The sequence below is a fragment of the [Clostridium] cellulosi genome, assembly GCF_036762875.1.
Taxonomy (GTDB): Bacteria; Bacillota; Clostridia; order Oscillospirales; family Ethanoligenentaceae; genus Ruminiclostridium_D; species Ruminiclostridium_D cellulosi.
Genome location: NZ_JBAIZF010000023.1, coordinates 1 through 18934 on the forward strand (window position 1 = coordinate 1; position 18934 = coordinate 18934).

Here is an 18934-nt window from a genome sequence, read left to right on the forward strand (position 1 = left end):
CTCAACTGGCTGTTCATAACCGTAAATATAATGCTTTTCCTATGCGTCCGCTTAAATGGCAGTCACCTAAAAAGGTACTGCATGATTTTTTGTCCCTCGGTGTAACATATCTTTGACAAACCTACAAGGATTGTCAAGTTCTGCCGCTGTATTTTAAGCAAAAATGTTTCGTTATAAGCGTAGGCGGCGGTAGTTCTATGATATCTTAAATGTGCTATAATTAAGTTAAATTGGAATTCTTTAAGCGAGGTGATTTTTACGGCTGCGAATTCTTTTAGGGAAGTCGGCGCTTTCGAGAGTAACCCGAAATGGGAAAAGATGATTTCGCGCGTAAGCTCCCTTTACAAGCGGGAGAACGATATAAGAAGCGAATTCTGGCGCGATTATACACGAATACTCCACTGTACGGCATACCGCAGGCTGAAGCATAAAACTCAGGTCTTTTATGCTCCCCAGAACGACCATATATGTACGCGGATTGAGCATGTCAACCATGTGGAATCGGTCAGCTATACAATAGCAAATTACCTCGGGCTCAATACGGAGCTTACCAAAGCCATATCAATAGCGCACGACCTGGGGCACGCGCCGTTTGGACACCTCGGTGAAACAATCATTAAGGAGATTTTAAAGGAAGAGGGTTTCCCGACCTTCTGGCATGAAAAAAACGGGCTCCATTTTGTCGACGATATTGAATTGCTCGAGGACAACGAGGGCTGCAGAAGAAATCTTGACCTGACCTATGCGGTCAGAGACGGTATCATCTCGCATTGCGGCGAGGTTGATTATAATGTCATAAGGCCCAGAGAAGAATATATCGACTTGTCCGAATATAACGCCGCCGACCAGTATCCGCCATATACCTGGGAGGGCTGTATCGTAAAGGTAGCCGACAAGATTTCTTATCTCGGACGTGACATCGAGGACGCAATGGCCCTTAAAATCCTCGAAAAATCGCAGATAGATGAACTGGTACACAGGCTCCGGTCAATCGGCAAGTTTACTAATCTGGATATAAGGGAGCTTAACAACACGATTTTAATGCACCAGTTCATAACTGACCTTTGCAAAAATTCAAGCCCTGAGAAAGGCATTTGCCTTTCAAGTGAATACTGCGAGCTTATGGACATAATAAAGGATTTCAATTATCAGAATATCTACAGGCACAAGAGGCTTGCCCCATATAAAAAATACGCAGAGCTTATCATAAGGCAGATATACGAGCTGCTGGTCTCGGCCTATGACGGAGAGAATACAACAAAAAAACTTGATAAAATGAAAACATATTACCCGAATTTTGTACGGGAGTTCTCCGGCTGGATAAACAAATATTGGGATGTCACAGACAGAACGGCCTCATCAAAGCTCAAAAACAAGGTTGTCTACCATGTAAAGGATGATATAAAGGATTACAAACTTGCCGTTATCGACTTCATTTCAGGCATGACCGACCAATTCGCCCTGCGCGCCTTTGATGAGATAGTGCGGTTTTAAATCGGTTTGCACCCTTTATTACGACAAATGCCGCTGCGGTCAGGAAAATTTTAATTTTCCTGACCGCTTTGATATTATGGAGCCTTAATTTTGAGGTGATGCAAATGCTCAGCACCCTTTTTTAATTATTGTTTGCTGTCTTGTGTTTCCTTTGAGCGTGAAAGTATATTTAACACTTCGTGGATTGCGTCGACTGGCGACTGATCCGGTTTAAGCTTGACCGAGATATAAGGCTTTTGGCCGGCGCTCACCATTACCCTTCCTCGGAGCTTGGACACAAGCACAGAAACGGCCTTGAAATCTATCTTTCCCGTAAACAGCATTATCATGTCGCCGCGCTGAGAAATCTCACGGATACCGAGTGCAGCCGCTGTGTTGCGGACAAGCGCTACGTCGACAAGGGATTTTACCGCCTGCGGCGGGTCGCCGAAACGGTCAATCAGTTCGTCGAGAACGTCGGACATATCCTCCTCGTTTCGGATATCAGCTATGCGGCGATAAATTTCAAGCCTCTGGTTCGCACTTTCGATGTATGTTTCAGGAATGTGGGCGGACACCTGAATATCCACCATACATTCGTTGTCGACCGGCGGTTTCTCGCCCTTTTCCTCCAGCACCGCCTCATTGAGCAGCTTTAGATACATATCGTAGCCGACGGCTTCCATGTGCCCGTGCTGCTGTGAGCCGAGGATATTGCCTGCACCGCGGATTTCAAGGTCGCGCATGGCAATCTGGAAGCCAGAGCCGAATTCGGCAAATTCGCGGATTGCCGCAAGCCTCTTTGTAGCGACATCGGCCAATACCTTGCCGCGTCTGAATGTAAAATAAGCAAACGCACGCCGCGAAGAACGGCCGACGCGCCCGCGTAACTGATGAAGCTGTGACAGCCCCATGCGGTCGGCGTCCTCAATTATAAGCGTGTTGCAGTTCGGGACGTCTACACCAGTTTCAATAATCGTCGTGCAGACAAGTATGTCTATATCGTGATTCAAAAGCCGCTCCCAAACGCGGGAAAGCTCTTCTTCGTTCATCTTGCCGTGGCCTATGCCAATGCGCGCGTCGGGAATAAGCGACTGTATCTTTGCCGCTGTGTTTTCTATTGACTCGACGTGGTTATGGAGGTAATATACCTGACCGCCGCGCCTTAATTCCTTGCGGATAGCGTCGGCGATAACGCCCCAGTCGTGCTCAAGGACATAAGTCTGAACAGGGTGCCTGTCCTGCGGCGCTTCCTCGATTATCGACATGTCGCGGATACCGGAAAGGGCCATGTTGAGCGTCCTCGGTATCGGCGTTGCCGAAAGGGTCAGCACGTCAACGTTTTTAAACTTTTCCTTGAGTTTTTCCTTATGCGCAACGCCAAAACGCTGTTCCTCGTCTATAATAAGCAGCCCGAGGTCGCGGAATTTTACGTCCTTTTGGACAAGCCTGTGGGTACCAACAACAATGTCAATCTCTCCTCGCGCCAGCCGCTTGATGATATCGGCCTGCTCCTTTGGAGTCCGGAATCGGGACAGAAGTTCGACGCGGACCGGGAAACCCTCGACACGGCGGGTTACGGTTTGGTAATGCTGCCACGCAAGGATTGTGGTCGGCACAAGCATTGCGCACTGTTTTCCGCTCATCACGCATTTAAAGGCGGCGCGGAGCGCTACCTCTGTCTTGCCAAATCCGACGTCGCCGCAAAGCAACCGTTCCATCGGCACCGGTTTTTCCATATCGTTTTTGATTTCGGCGGCGCAGCGGAGCTGGTCATCCGTTTCTTCATATTCAAAGCGCTCCTCAAACTCCCGCTGCCATTCATTGTCCGGTTCAAAAGCAATGCCCTTTATCTTCTGCCGCTCGGCATAGAGTTTGATGAGCTCTTTCGCCATATCCTTGACGGCGGCGCGGGTGCGGGACTTTACTTTCTGCCATTCCGCTCCGCCCATTTTGCTCAGCCGGACGGTGCTGTCTTCTCTCGCCCCGATATATTTTGAAACAAGGTCAAGCTGAGTTACCGGGACATAGAGCGTATCTGTTCCGGCATACCTGATCTTTATATAATCCTTCACAACGCCTTGTACTTCGAGCTTGTGAATACCTTCATAAATGCCGATACCGTGGGTGGAGTGGACGACATAATCGCCCGGAACCAGCTCGGACAGATTCCTTATCTGTTTGCCTTTTTTAAACCGCCTTACTGTGTGCCTTTCCGCGTTTATATGCCCGTGGGTTATTACGGAAAAGGATATAGACGGGTACTCCATTCCGGCGGAAAGCGTTCCGGGCAGGACAAGAACTGTCCTCGGCGGAGGCGCTTTTATATTGTCCGCAGAAATTTTGCTGCCGCCGTAGACGGTTATGCCTTCGTCGATTAAATCATGCACCAACGCTTCACAGGAACGGGGAGTTCCGCCGAAAACTACTGCGGAGCCGCCCTTGTCCATTATCGTTTTCAAATCTTCCGTCAGCAGCGACAGATTCCCGCCCCAAACAGAAAGCTGCTTTGCCGTAAAATGTATCACGTCTCGGACATTGGTTTCATATGACGCCCGAACAAAGGTGTCAAGGTAAACAGCGCCGCGCTTTTCAAACAAAGATTCGAGTTCGGCCATACTGATGTAATACCTGTCAAGCCCTTTGCACAGTACGCCGTCCTCAAGCAGCACTTTCACATCTTCCCCATGCTGCCACAGCGTATTCTTCGCACGCTCATAAGTCCGCGACGGCTCGCTGACAAAAAGGATGGCGTCCGGCGCGTATTCAAATATGGTCGCCGGCTTTCCGCCGTAACAAAGCGGAAGGTATCTGTCGTTTGACGGGAGCATTGAGCCTCCGCGCAGCCTCTCTATATCCTTGGAAAGTGACTGTATGGCCTTTTCCGCGGATTTTGTCTTAAGGCCATTTTTGAGCGACTCGATTTTAGAAGCCAGGTCTTCCATTGAATCAAAAACCACTTCAACGGCCGGCGTGATAAGGATTGAGTCAACGCTCTCGAGCCGCCTTTGCGATTCGGTGTCGAAATAGCTTATCGTGTCTGGCTCATCGCCCCAGAACTCAATGCGGACAGGCCTTTCAGTATGCGGCGGGAATACGTCAATTATTCCTCCGCGAAGCGCATACTGCCCCATGCCGCTGACTTCATCTGAACGGACATAACCAGCACCTATAAGCGCTTGTACGACATCATTCAGCGAAATCTCAACGCCTCTTTTTAACTCAATTGTACGCTTTTTATATTCCTCTAAGGGGATGGTAAGCTGCATGACGGCGTCTGCGCAGGCAACGACAGCTTTAAAATCGCCCTGTGCCATGCGCCCCAGAACGCGGAGGCGCTCGTGCTCATATTCATGGGATACGCCCTCAACCTGCCGGAGCGTGAAGTCACGCGAGGGGAAGAAATACACACCGCCGCCAAAAAAGGTAGTAAGGTCCGACACCATCTTTACGGCTTCCTGTTCGTCCGGAGCTATGACAAAAACTTTCTTGTTCTTCTGTTCCGCAAGCGCGTAAACAGCATGGGCTTTATTGACTCCGGAAAGACCAGTTGCCGAAACATGGCGTGACAAATCGACCGCACTTGAAAGAGCGCGGAATTCTGGTAATTTGTTTAGGATTTCTGCTAAAAACTTCAATCAATCACCATCAGACGTTTATTGTAATCCATTTAATCAAAGTTAGTTAAAATCATTCATTGCCTTTGCCGTGCCGTCGGTTATGATTGTTTCGACTGCGGCTACGGCGCGGGTTACCGCGTCACTAATCAAAGCCGCGTCCTCTTCCGACGGTCTGGCCAGCACCCACGCGGCGAGGTCGTAGTCGGGGTTTGGTTTTCCGCCGACACCGACTTTGACGCGCGGGAAAACATCTGTGCCGGAAAGGTAGATGATATTTTTAATGCCATTGTGCCCGCCGTCCGAGCCCTTCGGTCTGACCCGGATTTTGCCGGGCGGCAGAGATATATCGTCATACAGGACTATTACATGGTCCATGGGTATTTTATAAAAATCAGCAGCGTCTCTGATAGCTTCTCCGCTGAGATTCATAAAGGTCTGCGGTTTCAGAAGAAGTACCCTATGCCCGCAGAGCATTGCGTCGCCGCAAAGTGATTTAAATTTAATCCGGTTTACCTTTGCCCCGCATTTTTCAGCAATCGCGTCGAGGACAGCAAAACCTGTGTTATGTCTTGTTCCTTCATATTCTCGTCCGGGATTGCCAAGCCCCGCGATTATATATTCAATCCTGCCGGGCGCTTCCTCTGTGTCCTTTTTTCTTTTTATGCCGAACATTTTATCCTCCAAGGGATTATTTTTTCCTGTTTTTCAGTTTTTTCTCCGCCCAGCCGTCAATATTCTGCTGCCTTGAACGTGCAACAGAAAGGGCTCCGTCCGGGATATCCATAGTAATCGTGGAACCGGCAGCCGTATATGCCCCGTTGCCGACCTTGACCGGCGCGATAAGGTTTGTATTGCAGCCTATGAAGGCGTTGTCGCCGATTATGGTTCTGCTCTTCTTGACGCCATCGTAATTGACGGTTACGACGCCGCACCCGAAGTTTACCCCGCCGCCGACGTCGCTGTCGCCGACATAGGTTAAATGGGCTATCTTTGTGCCGCAGCCGATATTGGAATTTTTAACCTCTACAAAATCGCCGATATGGACGTTTTCAGCAATGACGCAGTCAGGACGCAGCTGGGAGAATGGGCCTACTGTGACATTGTTTCCGATCTTGGAATTGCGAGCCTGTGAAGCATTGAATACAACATTGTCGCCCAAAACGCAGTTATCAATCAGGGAATTCGGGCCGATTTGACAGCCGATGCCTATTTTGGTCTTGCCCTTTATTATTGTCCCGGGCAGAATGACAGTGTCATAGCCTATTTCAGCGTCAGGGCTTATGCTGACACCGCTTATATCGGTGATAGTGACGCCGGCGTCAAACAGCTTCTCAAAAACTAGCTGCCTTGCGATATTATTAAGCTCCAAAAGCTGCTTCCTGGAGTTTGCCCCTGCGGTATATTTCATATCGACAATGCAGGTTCCGGCACGCAGCCCCTGTCCGCTGATTATTTTTACTGTGTCGGTCAGGTAGTATTCATGCTGGGCATTATCGCCATTGAGATGTGAGAGGGCTTCCAGCAGAACATCTGTTTTAAACCAGTAAGCTCCTGCATTTATCTCTTTGATTTTGCGTTCATCGTCAGTGGCGTCTTTTTCCTCAATTATGCCTTTGACATTGCCCGAGCTGTCTCGGACGATTCTGCCGTAACCGAATGGGTTATCTGCAATTGATGTTAAAATCGTCACGTCATTTTTCTTGTTTTTATGTTCAAGGTAAAAAGACTTGATTAACGAACTGTCAATAAAAGGCGTGTCGCCGTTGAGGATAAGTACATCTTCTGGTTTTGTCTGCTCAAGATATTCCCGGGCTTGCATCACCGCGTGTCCGGTGCCGAGCTGCTCTTCCTGAAGGACATATGTGTATTTCTGTCCGCGCTTGTTAAGGTGCTCCGAAACCTGGTCAGCGTTATGGCCGAGTACAACACAGATATTATCAATGTCTGCCTCTGTAACCGAATCCATTACCCAGTCAATCATAGGTTTGAAGAGCACTTCGTGCAACACCTTAGATTTATCCGATTTCATGCGCTTTCCCTCGCCCGCAGCGAGGATAACCGCGGCCGCCTTTCCCAAGAAAAACCCTCCTGTTATTGGCTATTAAAAGCCGATTCCTGATTTTAGGCAAGAATAATTGCCCTTGCTTTGGAACAGGGCCGCAAAATAAAATCAGCAGATTTTATTTGCAGACATATTCTCAGCAAAGGATTCCGATAGTTTATGTTTGATTTGCCTATTCAAAATTAGTTTTAAACACATTAATAATTATGGCAGTTTTGCAAACTAAATTCAAGAGTTACATAAACTTTTATACTTAATTGTAATCAAAACCCATAATAACTTTAAATTTACATTTAAGGTAGAATTTTATATCCTTCAACAGTATGTGTTAGGTTGATTTTGGAACCCATAAAACTGATTTTAGAAAAAAATTGAACAAAACTATGCTAATTTTTATAAAAATTCAAAGAAACTTATGGCATAGAAACCATATAAGTGTTATAATCTTATAAGGTTGTGCGTTATGGATTTTTCCATGCGCGTATCCTCTAATATTAAAATTTACAGGAGGTAATTTCAGTGAGCCACAAGTATGTCTATCTGTTCAAGGAAGGCACCGCTCAAATGCGCGAGCTTCTCGGTGGAAAAGGTGCAAACCTCGCCGAAATGACAAACCTCGGCATGCCGGTTCCACAGGGCTTTACAATAACAACAGAAGCCTGCACCAGATACTACGAAGACGGCAAAAAGATCAATGATGAGATAATGAGCCAGATCGAAGAGTATCTGAAGAAAATGGAAGAGATCTGCGGAAAGAAATTCGGTGACCCCGAAAATCCGCTGCTGGTATCAGTACGTTCTGGTGCCCGTGTTTCAATGCCCGGTATGATGGACACAATCCTCAACCTTGGTCTTAACGACACTGTTGTCGAGGGCCTCAAGAAACTGACAAACAATGAGCGCTTTGCCTACGACTCATATCGTCGTTTTATCCAGATGTTCTCCGATGTTGTTATGGGTATTCCGAAGTCTGAGTTCGAAGATGCTATTGATGAACTCAAGGCTAAGAAAGGCGTAAAGCTCGATACTGAACTCGACGCCAATGACCTTAAGGGACTCGTTACAACATTCAAGGGCATCTATAAAAAGCACCTCGGAAAAGACTTCCCGACTGATCCTAAGGAGCAGCTCATCGAGGCTGTTAAAGCTGTTTTCCGTTCATGGGACAACCCCCGCGCAAACGTATATCGCCGCATGAACGATATCCCGTACAGCTGGGGTACTGCTGTTAACGTCCAGATGATGGTATTCGGCAACATGGGCAACGATTCCGGTACAGGCGTTGCATTTACACGTAACCCTGCAACTGGTGAAAAGAAGCTCTTTGGTGAATTCCTGATGAATGCACAGGGCGAAGACGTTGTCGCCGGTATCCGCACTCCTCAGTCAATTGACCAGCTTGCCAATACTATGCCCGAAGTTTACAAGCAGTTCACTGAAATTGCAACAAAGCTTGAGAAACACTACCATGACATGCAGGATATGGAGTTTACCATTGAAAGAGGCAAGCTCTATATGCTCCAGACCCGTAACGGTAAACGTACTGCAACTGCTGCTCTGAAGATTGCTGTTGACCTTGTTTCCGAGGGCCTGCTCACTAAGGAAGAGGCTCTGCTCAAGGTTGATCCGAAGCAGCTTGACTCACTTCTCCATCCGCAGTTTGACGCGGAAGCTCTTAAGAAAGCGAAACCAATTGCTCAGGGTCTTGCGGCATCTCCCGGCGCTGCCTGCGGTAGAGTTGTCTTTACTGCTGAAGATGCTGAGGATTGGGCAAAGAATAAGAAAGAAAAGGTTATTCTCGTACGTCTCGAGACTTCACCTGAAGATATCGTCGGTATGGCAGTTTCACAGGGTATTCTTACCGTCCGCGGCGGTATGACATCCCATGCGGCTGTTGTTGCTCGTGGTATGGGTACCTGCTGCGTATCCGGCTGCGGCGCTATCAACATGCATGCCGAAGAGAAGTATTTCGAAGTCGGCGGCAAGATTATAAGAGAAGGCGACTATATCTCCATTGACGGTTCAACCGGTAATGTTTATGCTGAAGCTATCCCGACTGTCCCGGCCAGCATCACAGGTGACTTCGAAACATTCATGAAGTGGGCTGACGAGGTCCGCACACTGCAGGTCCGCACCAACGCCGATACACCTCGTGACGCAGAGCAGGCTTACAAGTTCGGTGCACAGGGCATTGGCCTCTGCCGTACAGAGCATATGTTCTTTGATCCTGACCGTATCTTCGCAATGCGCGAAATGATCGTTGCCAAGACTGAAGAAGCACGCCGCGCAGCTCTCAACAAGCTCCTTCCGATGCAGCGCAGCGACTTCGAGGCCCTTTACGAGGCAATGCACGGCCTGCCGGTAACTATCCGTTATCTGGATCCTCCGCTTCATGAGTTCCTCCCGAACAAGGAAGAAGATATTGTAGCACTCGCAAAGGATCTCAAGATTTCAGTCGAAGAGCTCAAAGAAATTATCAACGGCCTGCACGAGTTCAACCCGATGCTCGGTCACCGTGGTTGCCGTCTTGCGGTCACATATCCTGAAATCGCAGAGATGCAGACACATGCTGTCATCGAAGCTGCAATCAACGTCAAGAAACGTCATCCGGATTGGCCAATCGTTGCTGAGATCATGATCCCGCTCGTTGGCGAAGTCAAGGAGCTTAAGTACGTTAAGGACGTTGTCGTCAAGGTTGCCGACGAAATCATCAAGAATTCCGGCGTTGACCTGAAGTACAAGGTCGGTACTATGATCGAGATTCCGCGTGCTGCTCTCACAGCCGATGAAATCGCGAAAGAGGCTGAGTTCTTCAGCTTTGGTACAAACGACCTCACTCAGATGACCTTCGGCTTCTCACGTGATGACGCCGGCAAGTTCCTCGCTGACTACTATGACAAGAAGATTTACGAGTTTGATCCGTTTGCTAAGCTCGACCAGGAAGGCGTTGGCAAACTCGTCAAGATGGCTGCTCAGCTCGGTAAGCAGACCCGTCCTGACATCAAACTCGGTATCTGCGGCGAGCATGGCGGCGACCCGAGCACTATCGAGTTCTGCCACAATGTTGGCCTCAACTATGTATCCTGCTCACCGTTCCGTGTGCCGATTGCAAGACTTGCCGCGGCACAGGCAAAGGTTAAAGAGGGTAAATAAGCAATTAAGCCAATAATTGCTTAGCAACGATAAATCACCCGCCGGTTAAAAACCGGCGGGTGATTTTTGTCTGCAATAATAAAAAATGTTAAATCGGGGACACTTAGCATATAATTTTATATGTGTATTGAAAAAGCGCTGTTTTTGTTTTAGAATATTTTTGATTTGGAAGAAACTTTAAATAATACTGTCAGCAGAAAGGAATGAGGAAAATGGACGTTATGGAAGCAATAAAAGCAAGGCGCAGCATAAGGAAATTCAGTTCAAGGCCCATTGAAGAGGAAAAACTGTCTGCTGTGCTTGAAGCGGCAAGGCTGGCGCCCTCCGCCAACAACGCCCAGAGCTGGAAGTTCATCGTCGTACGGGATAAAGAAAAAATCAAGAAGCTGCAAGCAGCCTGTGGCAATCAGAAACAGGTCGGAGAGGCACCGGTTGTAATAGTAGTCTGCGCGACACGCCATCATAATATGACCTGCGGTCAGCCTGCGGAAACAATTGATGCTTCTATCGCCATGTCATTTATAATGCTCGAGGCCTGCGAACAGGGACTCGGCACCTGCTGGCTTGGATTCTTCTATCAAGATAAGGTCAAAGAGATTTTAGATATACCGGATGACGCAACAGTTGTCGCAGTAACGCCCCTCGGCTATCCCGACGAAAACCCTGCTATGAGGCCGAGAAAATCCGCTGCGGAGGTTATAAGCTTCGACAAGTTTTAATCCGCCTTATCTACAAGGGACATTACCGCATTGTAAATACTGGGCGCGCGCTTTTTTATGTTTACCGGCCGAAACGTTTTATCAGTCCATGCATGCATAGTTTCCCCTTTTACAATGATTTGGCCGCTCTCGGGGTCAACAATCTCATAATCAAAGAACAGCTTGACATAAGTTGCATTTGAAAGGCGCGTTTTTACGACATATTCCTTTCCATAGACGGCGGAGCTTATATACCTGCATTTGAGTTCAACTACCGGGAGGTAAAAGCCTTCTTTCTCAACTTCTGCATAGGAATAGCCGGCGGATTTAAAAAAATCCGTCCTGGCCGCTTCAAACCAGATTGGGTATACCGAGTGGTGCACGACTCCCATTTGGTCGGTTTCGGCATAGCGGACAACGATTTTTGTCTGTGAAATCATTTTCGACCTCCATGGATTATATGTCTTTCATTGTGACCTGTATTGTATTCGATAAAAACAGCATGGAAATGCTTCATTAGGTTAAACAGGCGGAACAGCTTTAAGAAGCTGTTTCCGCCGATTTTTTCTGCCGGATGACGAGGGAGGCATTTTAATTCCAATATAGGTGTGTACTGCAGGCAGATTATAATAACGGATTTTGGCAGGCATTTATATTATATCAAGTAAGGCAAAAATTATCAGCAGCTATATCAGCACTTACTCTGTTCATATTTTTGACGGACCACTGATTTCTCCGTCCATTTGCCCTGCAGATATCTTATGACGCTCGCCGCCCCTGTTATCAGCCATGTCAGCGCCGTCGCAATCCAGATTCCCCAGACACCGATTTGGCTTATCTTTGTCAGCGGCTCGGAAAGCCCGATTCTGCAAGTTATCTCTATGATACCGTTGATAAAGGAATATATCGTATCCCCTGCCCCGTTAAGCAGGCCCCTGGTTATGTATATAACCCCGAGCGGAAAATAACACAGGCTCGTAATCTTAAGGGCTGTGCTGCCTATTTCTATTACATCTGCCTCGCTGACAAACAGCCTCATTATGGGTCTGCCTAAGAATTGCGCCATCGGAAGCATACATAACGTGAAGACACCGATTATGATATAGCTTTTGCGGTATCCTTCTCTCACCCTGTCTATATAACCGGCGCCTATGTTCTGACCTGTATATGTGGAAACGGCTGAGCCAATTGAATTGTAGGGCTGTTGGACTATCTGCTCAATACGGGAGGTTACGGTAAACGCCGCCACGACGACGGAACCAAAGGAATTGACCACGCTCTGAAGAATGACGCATGAGAAGGCTATCATAGAGCTTTGAAGCGCTGTCGGCAGGCCCAGCTTGACGCAGAGCTGTATTATCCCGAAATCTGGCCTCAAGTAATCTTTCGGTATCTTGAAATGAGGATTTTTGACAAGTGCAAAGGCAAGGCTGCCAAGAGCCGCAGCGACCTGCGCTATAATCGTCGCAAGCGCAGTACCAAATACGCCCCATTTAAAGTCCAAAACAAAGAGAAAGTCAAGAAGAATGTTGACCACAATGGACGCGGTCAAAAAAATCAGCGGTGTGACGGAATCGCCCAGCGAGCGCAGAATCGCTGAAATGCAGTTATATGCGGCAATCGCTATAATGCCGATACTGGTCGTTTTTAAGAAAAGGTCAGAGTCGCCGATAATATTGTCGGGAGTGCCCAGCAACTGAAGTACCGGCCTTGAAAGAAAAAATCCCACTAAACTCATAAGCACTGCTGCGGCCAGCATTACATATACGGAATTTGCTATGGAGCGTTTTACGTATTCCTCGTCCTTGGCTCCAAAATATTGTGATATAATAATTCCGATTCCGGCTGACATGCCGTTGCACAGCGAAAAAAATAGAAATTGGACAGAACCTGTCGCACCGACAGCCGCTAAAGCGTCAGCTCCGATATATTTGCCCACTATGATCGAATCAATTATATTGTAGAATTGTTGAAATATATTCCCGATAAGCATTGGCAATGAAAACATCAGCAGTAACCCTACTGGATTGCCAGATGTCATATCTTTGATGTTGTTCCTCATACTTTTTGTCCCCATACTGCTGTTTTGAATGCAGGTTTTATGCATATTATAGCGCAGCATTATCGGGCAGACTAACTATTTTGTATTGAGTTATTGCTCATTTGTTGCTATTATTTAAGCTGATAGTTTATTTCGGATGTCAATATAAGGGGTATTAGGTTATATGCTTGACAGAAATATTTTTCAAAATCTCAATGAAGTAGGTTATCCCTTCATTCTATACTACAACAATTCTCCTGAGACATTCCCGCAGCATTGGCACAACTATATTGAGGTCATTTTATCCTATCAAGACTTCGTCCAGTATGATATCAACGGGCATTTGTATACGCTTTCTCCGTATGATATACTGTTCGTTTGGTCCGGAGAACTGCATGCCCTTGTCCATCAGCCACAGCCCTGCAAAGTGCTCCTGCTTCAGTTTGACTATCCCATAATTGGCAACCGGATTGAATTTCGCAATAAGCTGTACTTGTTTCACCAAGTGCGTCTGATAAAATCGAGTGAAAATCCCGCGCTGGCAGCGTCATTGGCTGAGAAATTGAACAATATAAAAGAGCTGTATTTTAGTTCTGATGATTTCAAAGAAGTCAAAATGTGTATTGAGCTTTATCAGATTTTCATGGCGTTGGGAAGTAATTTGTTGAATTCATCAGCTTTGCTGTCTTCGGAGACAAACTTAAAGCGAAACCGTGTAACCGAACGGATGGTTTCAATCTGCTCCTATCTTTCAAGCCACTGCACGGAAAATATTTCGATAGACGCCGCTGCCCGCCGCGCTGGTTTCAGCAAGTCCCATTTTTCAAGGCTCTTTAAAGAGTTTACAGCGGATTCTTTTACAAACTTTATGATAAAAGAACGGCTTCACAAGGCGGAAGAACTGCTTACTAATCCAAACCTGTCTATTACAGAGGCCGCTTTTAAGGCGGGCTTTAACAGTATCTCGACCTTCAACCGGATTTTTAAGCAGTATAAGCATTGCTCGCCCACCCAGTTTAGAAATTTATACAGGGCTTCACATACAGTATAACTGCAATATTACATAAAACTGGACAAAATATAACTGCCGCAGTATGTATTCGTGCTAAAATGGAAACTCAAGGGCAGCGGATTGAAAAAATGTTTGACAAACAGGTCGTTTTAGAAAATTTCAAACTATTATAGAAGGTTTAAATTAAGGTTTTTGTTTTATGGAAGATATAAAATGCTTACTGATAAGGGTTTACGGTATAGTCCAAGGCGTGGGGTTCCGCCCGTTCGTCTCTCGAATAGCCGCAAAGGCGGGTATACTTGGGAGCGTATGCAACAAAGGCCCTTATGTGGAAATCATAGCGCAGGGTGACGATAAACAGCTTGCCGATTTTTTGGCCCGGCTTAAAACGCAGGCGCCGGAACGTTCCACGATACTGAAGATAGAGACATCCAAAATACCGGCAAAGAAACTGCGCAAATTCGAAATTATTAAGAGTGGGCGCGAAAAAGGTGAGATCTTCGTTTCTCCGGATATAGCCATCTGCAAAAAGTGCAAAGAGGAATTATTCGACAAGGAAAACAGGCGCTATCTGCACCCCTTCATAAACTGCACCGCCTGCGGCCCGAGGCTCACAATTCTCGATTCCATGCCCTATGACCGCGAAAGAACGAGTATGTCGGAATTTCCTATGTGCGCCGACTGCCACGACGAATATACCGACCCAAAATGCCGCAGGTATCACGCCCAGCCCGTCTGCTGCAACAAGTGCGGGCCGAGGCTTTATATACCGGGCAGTGAAAAAGAGGGCGCTGAGGCGCTTATCTTTACAAGAGAGGTAATCCGGGGAGGCGGCATTGCGGCGATAAAGGGCATTGGCGGGTTCCACCTCTGCTGCGACGCGAAAAACGCCGAGGCGGTTTCCCGGCTGCGCAGGCTCAAGAACCGCCCGTTTAAGCCTTTTGCCGTCATGTTGAGGGATATGGAGACTGTGCGGCGCGAGTGCAAGACAGACGAGGCGCAGGAGGCGCTGCTGGACGGCCCGCAGAAGCCGATTATCCTCCTCGAGCGCAGCGGCAGAGGCGAGATATGCCCCGAGGTCGCTCCCGGCAACCCGAAAATCGGCGTCATGCTCCCCTATGCGCCTATACAGTTGCTGCTGTTTTCATACCCGGACGGCAAAGATATGACCGATTGCTTTGTTATGACAAGCGGAAACCCCTCCGGCGCGCCCATCTGCCGCAACGACGAGGAAGCGGTAAAAGAACTTTCCGGCATGTGCGACGTAATCCTTTCAAATGACCGCAAGATTAGGCTGCGCGCCGACGATTCCGTTATGGCGTTTTTTGAAGGGCGCCCCTATATGATTCGGCGCTCAAGGGGCTATGCTCCCCTGCCGGTCGTTCTGCCGCATGTCAACGACGGCAGCGTGCTCGCCGTCGGCGGCGAGTTAAAAAATACCTTCTGCCTTGCCCGCGGCAATCTGCTCTATCTGTCGCCATACATCGCCGACCTTGCTGACCTTCGGAGCGTAAAGGCGCTTGAAGAGGCTACGGCAAGGATGGAACGGCTTTTGGAGATATCCCCGCAGGCTGTCGCCTGCGACCTGCACCCGAAATACAACTCAACGGAGTTTGCAAAAAGCCTCGGGCTGCCCGTTATACAAGTCCAGCACCACTACGCGCATATTGCGTCCTGCATGGCTGAGAACGGGTTTGAGGAGGAGGTTATCGGCGTCGCCTTTGACGGCACCGGCTACGGCACCGATGGCACAATCTGGGGCGGGGAATTTTTAAAAGCCTCTTACTCAGGCTTTGAACGGCTGGGCAGTATCGCCCCGTTCCGTCAGGCCGGAGGAGAACTCGCCGTCAAAGAAGGCTGGAGGGTGGCATTGTCTCTCCTGCTCAATGCTTTCGGCTCGGAAAGCGCCGCGGGAGAAGCCGCCGAAAAGCTGGGGCTTTGTGATAAAACTGCTATAAGGACGCAGTTTGCCATGCTCAAAAACAACATCAACTGCGTAACCTCCACAAGCGCCGGCAGGCTGTTCGACGCGGCAAGCGCGATTCTTGGGATAAAAAGGCGCTCGACCTTTGAGGGAGAGGCTTCATCCGCCCTTGAATACGCTGCGGATAAAAATACCGGCTATAATTTTGAGCCAAACATTTCGACATATATGGACGGAAGGTTTATAATAGAGATTAGCGGCCTTATTAAATACCTTGCTGAAAAAGCGATTGAAGGCACTTCAAAATCATATCTTGCCGGCGCGTTTCACAGCGCTGTGGCGCAGATGGTGAGGGCAGGCTGCATTAAATGCAGGGAGCTTACCGGTATAAATACCGTTGCCCTTTCCGGCGGCGTTTTTCAAAATCTGCTGCTGCTTGAAAAATGCGTCAATTTGCTTAAAAGCGACGGATTTTATGTGCTTACCCACTCGCTTGTGCCGCCCAACGACGGCGGCATAGCGCTCGGTCAGGCCGCGGTTGCTTTAAATAAGCTATGAAATAATTAATAGAATGGAGATTTACTATGTGTGTTGGACTACCCGCAAGAGTTGAGGAGATTAACGACGGCATGGCCGTTATCGACGCTTCGGGCGCAAAACGGAAGGTTTCCGTCGAACTTATAAAAGATCTTAAACCGGGCGATTATGTGATGATCCACGCGGGAATCGCAATCGCCAAAATAACCGCCGAGGAAGCGGAGGAAACTCAAGCCATCTTGGAGGAACTTTATGCTGAAACAAAGTGACCCCGTCAGCATTATTAAAAACTACGGCGGGCCTCCAATAAGGATCATGGAAATCTGCGGCACGCATACCCATGAAATTTTCAGGCTGGGTATAAGAAATATTCTGCCGGAAAATATAAAGCTTATTTCTGGCCCCGGGTGCCCCGTCTGCGTCACGCCCACAGGGTTTATCGACGAGGCCTTGATGTTGGCTCTCAACTACGGCGCGACAATATGCACCTTCGGCGACCTCGTCAGGGTGCCGGGGAGCGAGATGAACCTTGCGGACGCAAGGGCAAAGGGTGCCAGGGTTCAAGTGGTTTATTCGCCCCTTGACGCCGCTGACTATGCTGCCAATCATCCCGGCGAAAAGGTAGTATTTCTTTCCGTCGGTTTTGAAACAACGGTTCCGGCAAGCTGTCTTGCCGTCAAAAAGGCGCAAAAGGACGGGCTTAAAAACTTCTTTTTGCTGACGGCCAACAAGACCATGACAAACGCCTACCGCCTGCTCGGCGGCAGCGCGGACGCTTTTCTCTACCCCGGCCATGTCAGCGCCATTACCGGCACTGAGGTATACGACAAACTGAAAGAGGAAGGTATCTCCGGCGCTGTCTGCGGCTTTACTTCAGGCGAAATTCTGGCAGCCATTGCGGTTATAATCAAAAAGCTCGGCGAAGGCGAACCCTTTGCCGTCAACTGCTATCCGAGGGTCGTCACCCGGGAGGGCAGCCCCGCGGCAAAGAAACTTATATCGGAGACAATGAAGGATTGTGACGCCGTCTGGCGCGGGCTCGGCGTCATCAAAAATTCCGGGCTGACGCTTAACGGCGGCTATGAGGATTTTGACGCGCGGCTCAAATTTTCCCTGCCTAAAGTCAAAGGCAAGGAAAACCCGCTGTGCCGCTGCGGCGATATACTAAGGGGCAGCTGCAGGCCCTATGAGTGCAGTCTGTTCGGGAAAGCCTGCACGCCGGGCCATCCGGTCGGCGCTTGCATGGTTTCAAGCGAGGGCACCTGCTCGGCATACTACAAATACGGAGGCAGCTTATGAATGGTATAATAACGCTTGCCCACGGTGCGGGCGGCAGACAGACTTCGGAGCTTATTGAAAGCGTTTTCAAAGCACATTTCAGCAATCCGTCCTTTACATCCGACGACGCGGCTGTGCTCGATTTTGCCGGCGGCAAACTCGCCTTTACGACAGACAGCTTTATTGTTTCACCCTGGGAGTTTCCGGGCGGGAATATCGGCAAACTGAGTATCTGCGGAACGGTCAACGATTTGTCCTGCATGGGCGCAAAACCGTTATACCTTTCCTGCGCGTTTGTTATAGAAGAGGGATTTTCTATCGCTAACCTTGAAAAAATCGCTGCCGCTATGGAAGAGACCGCAAAGGAAGCGGGCGTCAATATTGTGGCCGGCGACACAAAGGTTGCGGGAAAAGGTCAGTGCGACGGCGTTTTTATCACAACTACCGGCATTGGCAGAGTTATGGACGGGGCGTCGCTCTCCGGGGCGAACGCGCGCCCGGGCGACGCCGTTATCGTGACGGGCGACATCGGCCGCCACGGCTGCACTATCCTGCTCGCGAGAAACGATTTCGGCATAACGGCAGACTGCACCAGCGACTGCGCTCCCCTCTGGGGAACGGTAGAGGACATGTTCGCCGCAACAAAGAATATCCATGCACTACGAGACGCGACCCGCGGCGGCGTCGGCACTGTGCTTTATGAGATAGCGTCACAGAGCGGCGTCGGCATCCGGCTCAATTCAACAGCAATACCTGTTTCCGGCGAGGTAAAGGGCGTCTGCGGCATGCTCGGCCTTGAACCGCTCTATCTTGCCTGCGAGGGCCGGCTCGTAGTATTCGCGTCAAAGGACGACGCTGAAAAGTTAATTGAGGTTTTAAGGCGCGGCAAATATTCACAAAACGCCGCTATAATCGGCGAAGTAACGGAAGATATGCCCGGCCGCGTAGTAGTTGAAACCGAGGTTGGCGGGGAAACGCTCCTGCCGCCGCCGGGAGGAGAACTTCTTCCCCGAATCTGCTGAAAAATATTGATACACAAAACGTTCCGCAGGGCTTTTGCTGCGGAACGTTTTTATTTGCTGCATTGCGGGCGGATAACTTATATCCTGTTATCGCCCAAATTATAAAGCCTGCAG

Annotated in this window: 13 protein-coding genes; 8 read left to right on the forward strand and 5 right to left on the reverse strand. The window is 48.8% G+C overall.

Annotated elements, in window-relative coordinates; translation table 11 throughout:
* Positions 1-249: 249 nt before the first annotated feature.
* Positions 250-1494: a deoxyguanosinetriphosphate triphosphohydrolase family protein gene (locus tag V6C21_RS06530; protein WP_479268626.1), complete on the forward strand. Its 1245-nt coding sequence runs from the start codon at positions 250-252 to the stop codon at positions 1492-1494.
* Between the two features lie 125 nt (positions 1495-1619).
* On the opposite strand, the gene mfd is transcribed toward V6C21_RS06530, so the two are convergent.
* Genes mfd through glmU form a run of 3 tightly spaced genes read right to left on the reverse strand, consistent with a single transcriptional unit; the run spans position 1620 to position 7170 of the window.
* Positions 1620-5111 (reverse strand): transcription-repair coupling factor, encoded by a 3492-nt coding sequence (gene mfd, locus V6C21_RS06535; RefSeq protein ID WP_034836791.1) that lies wholly within the window; start codon positions 5109-5111, stop codon positions 1620-1622.
* Between the two features lie 42 nt (positions 5112-5153).
* Entirely contained in the window at positions 5154-5765 is a 612-nt protein-coding gene (pth, locus tag V6C21_RS06540) for an aminoacyl-tRNA hydrolase (protein WP_045085643.1), read from the reverse strand.
* Positions 5766-5781: 16 nt separating this feature from the next.
* Positions 5782-7170, reverse strand: coding sequence for a bifunctional UDP-N-acetylglucosamine diphosphorylase/glucosamine-1-phosphate N-acetyltransferase GlmU (gene glmU / locus V6C21_RS06545; RefSeq protein WP_034836786.1), 1389 nt, complete (start codon positions 7168-7170; stop codon positions 5782-5784).
* A 504-nt stretch (positions 7171-7674) separates the two neighbouring features.
* On the opposite strand from glmU, the gene ppdK reads away from it, so the two are divergent.
* Together ppdK and V6C21_RS06555 are read left to right on the forward strand one after the other, a co-directional pair.
* A complete protein-coding gene (gene ppdK, locus V6C21_RS06550; protein ID WP_479268627.1) occupies positions 7675-10308 on the forward strand; it encodes a pyruvate, phosphate dikinase in 2634 nt (877 codons plus the stop codon).
* Between the two features lie 212 nt (positions 10309-10520).
* Entirely contained in the window at positions 10521-11027 is a 507-nt protein-coding gene (locus V6C21_RS06555; protein ID WP_034836780.1) for a nitroreductase family protein, read from the forward strand.
* Here V6C21_RS06555 and V6C21_RS06560 read toward each other — a convergent pair.
* Both V6C21_RS06560 and V6C21_RS06565 read right to left on the reverse strand, forming a co-directional pair.
* The gene (locus V6C21_RS06560; protein ID WP_034836779.1) at positions 11024-11446 is read right to left on the reverse strand and encodes an acyl-CoA thioesterase; all 423 of its coding nucleotides are present in this window, start codon (positions 11444-11446) and stop codon (positions 11024-11026) included. The two genes, V6C21_RS06555 and V6C21_RS06560, sit on opposite strands and share 4 nt — an antisense overlap.
* Before the next feature lie 251 nt (positions 11447-11697).
* A complete protein-coding gene (locus tag V6C21_RS06565) occupies positions 11698-13083 on the reverse strand; it encodes an MATE family efflux transporter (RefSeq protein ID WP_479268628.1) in 1386 nt (461 codons plus the stop codon).
* A 148-nt stretch (positions 13084-13231) separates the two neighbouring features.
* Between V6C21_RS06565 and V6C21_RS06570 the strand changes: the two genes are divergently transcribed.
* The 5 genes from V6C21_RS06570 to hypE all read left to right on the forward strand — a co-directional run bounded on the left by V6C21_RS06570 (position 13232) and on the right by hypE (position 18820).
* Positions 13232-14098, forward strand: a complete 867-nt coding sequence (locus V6C21_RS06570; RefSeq protein WP_051492280.1) for an AraC family transcriptional regulator — start codon at positions 13232-13234, stop codon at positions 14096-14098.
* A 160-nt stretch (positions 14099-14258) separates the two neighbouring features.
* The gene (gene hypF / locus V6C21_RS06575; RefSeq protein WP_479268629.1) at positions 14259-16541 is read left to right on the forward strand and encodes a carbamoyltransferase HypF; all 2283 of its coding nucleotides are present in this window, start codon (positions 14259-14261) and stop codon (positions 16539-16541) included.
* A gap of 26 nt (positions 16542-16567) precedes the next feature.
* The gene (locus V6C21_RS06580; RefSeq protein ID WP_034836771.1) at positions 16568-16789 is read left to right on the forward strand and encodes a HypC/HybG/HupF family hydrogenase formation chaperone; all 222 of its coding nucleotides are present in this window, start codon (positions 16568-16570) and stop codon (positions 16787-16789) included.
* Positions 16773-17819 carry a hydrogenase formation protein HypD gene (gene hypD / locus V6C21_RS06585; protein WP_479268630.1) on the forward strand — a complete coding sequence of 349 codons (1047 nt, stop codon included), beginning with the start codon at positions 16773-16775 and terminating at the stop codon, positions 17817-17819. Before V6C21_RS06580 ends, hypD begins: the two co-directional genes overlap by 17 nt.
* The gene (gene hypE / locus V6C21_RS06590) at positions 17816-18820 is read left to right on the forward strand and encodes a hydrogenase expression/formation protein HypE (RefSeq protein WP_034836766.1); all 1005 of its coding nucleotides are present in this window, start codon (positions 17816-17818) and stop codon (positions 18818-18820) included. Before hypD ends, hypE begins: the two co-directional genes overlap by 4 nt.
* Positions 18821-18934 lie beyond the last annotated feature (114 nt).

Excerpts from the sequence above, each read along its gene's own strand:
- pth (WP_045085643.1), bottom strand. The coding sequence starts at position 5,765 with ATGTTCGGCATAAAAAGAAAAAAGGACACAGAGGAAGCGCCCGGCAGG.
- V6C21_RS06555 (WP_034836780.1), top strand. The coding sequence starts at position 10,521 with ATGGACGTTATGGAAGCAATAAAAGCAAGGCGCAGCATAAGGAAATTC.
- V6C21_RS06560 (WP_034836779.1), bottom strand. The coding sequence starts at position 11,446 with ATGATTTCACAGACAAAAATCGTTGTCCGCTATGCCGAAACCGACCAA.
- V6C21_RS06565 (WP_479268628.1), bottom strand. The coding sequence starts at position 13,083 with ATGGGGACAAAAAGTATGAGGAACAACATCAAAGATATGACATCTGGC.
- V6C21_RS06570 (WP_051492280.1), top strand. The coding sequence starts at position 13,232 with ATGCTTGACAGAAATATTTTTCAAAATCTCAATGAAGTAGGTTATCCC.
- hypF (WP_479268629.1), top strand. The coding sequence starts at position 14,259 with ATGGAAGATATAAAATGCTTACTGATAAGGGTTTACGGTATAGTCCAA.
- V6C21_RS06580 (WP_034836771.1), top strand. The coding sequence starts at position 16,568 with ATGTGTGTTGGACTACCCGCAAGAGTTGAGGAGATTAACGACGGCATG.
- hypD (WP_479268630.1), top strand. The coding sequence starts at position 16,773 with ATGCTGAAACAAAGTGACCCCGTCAGCATTATTAAAAACTACGGCGGG.
- hypE (WP_034836766.1), top strand. The coding sequence starts at position 17,816 with ATGAATGGTATAATAACGCTTGCCCACGGTGCGGGCGGCAGACAGACT.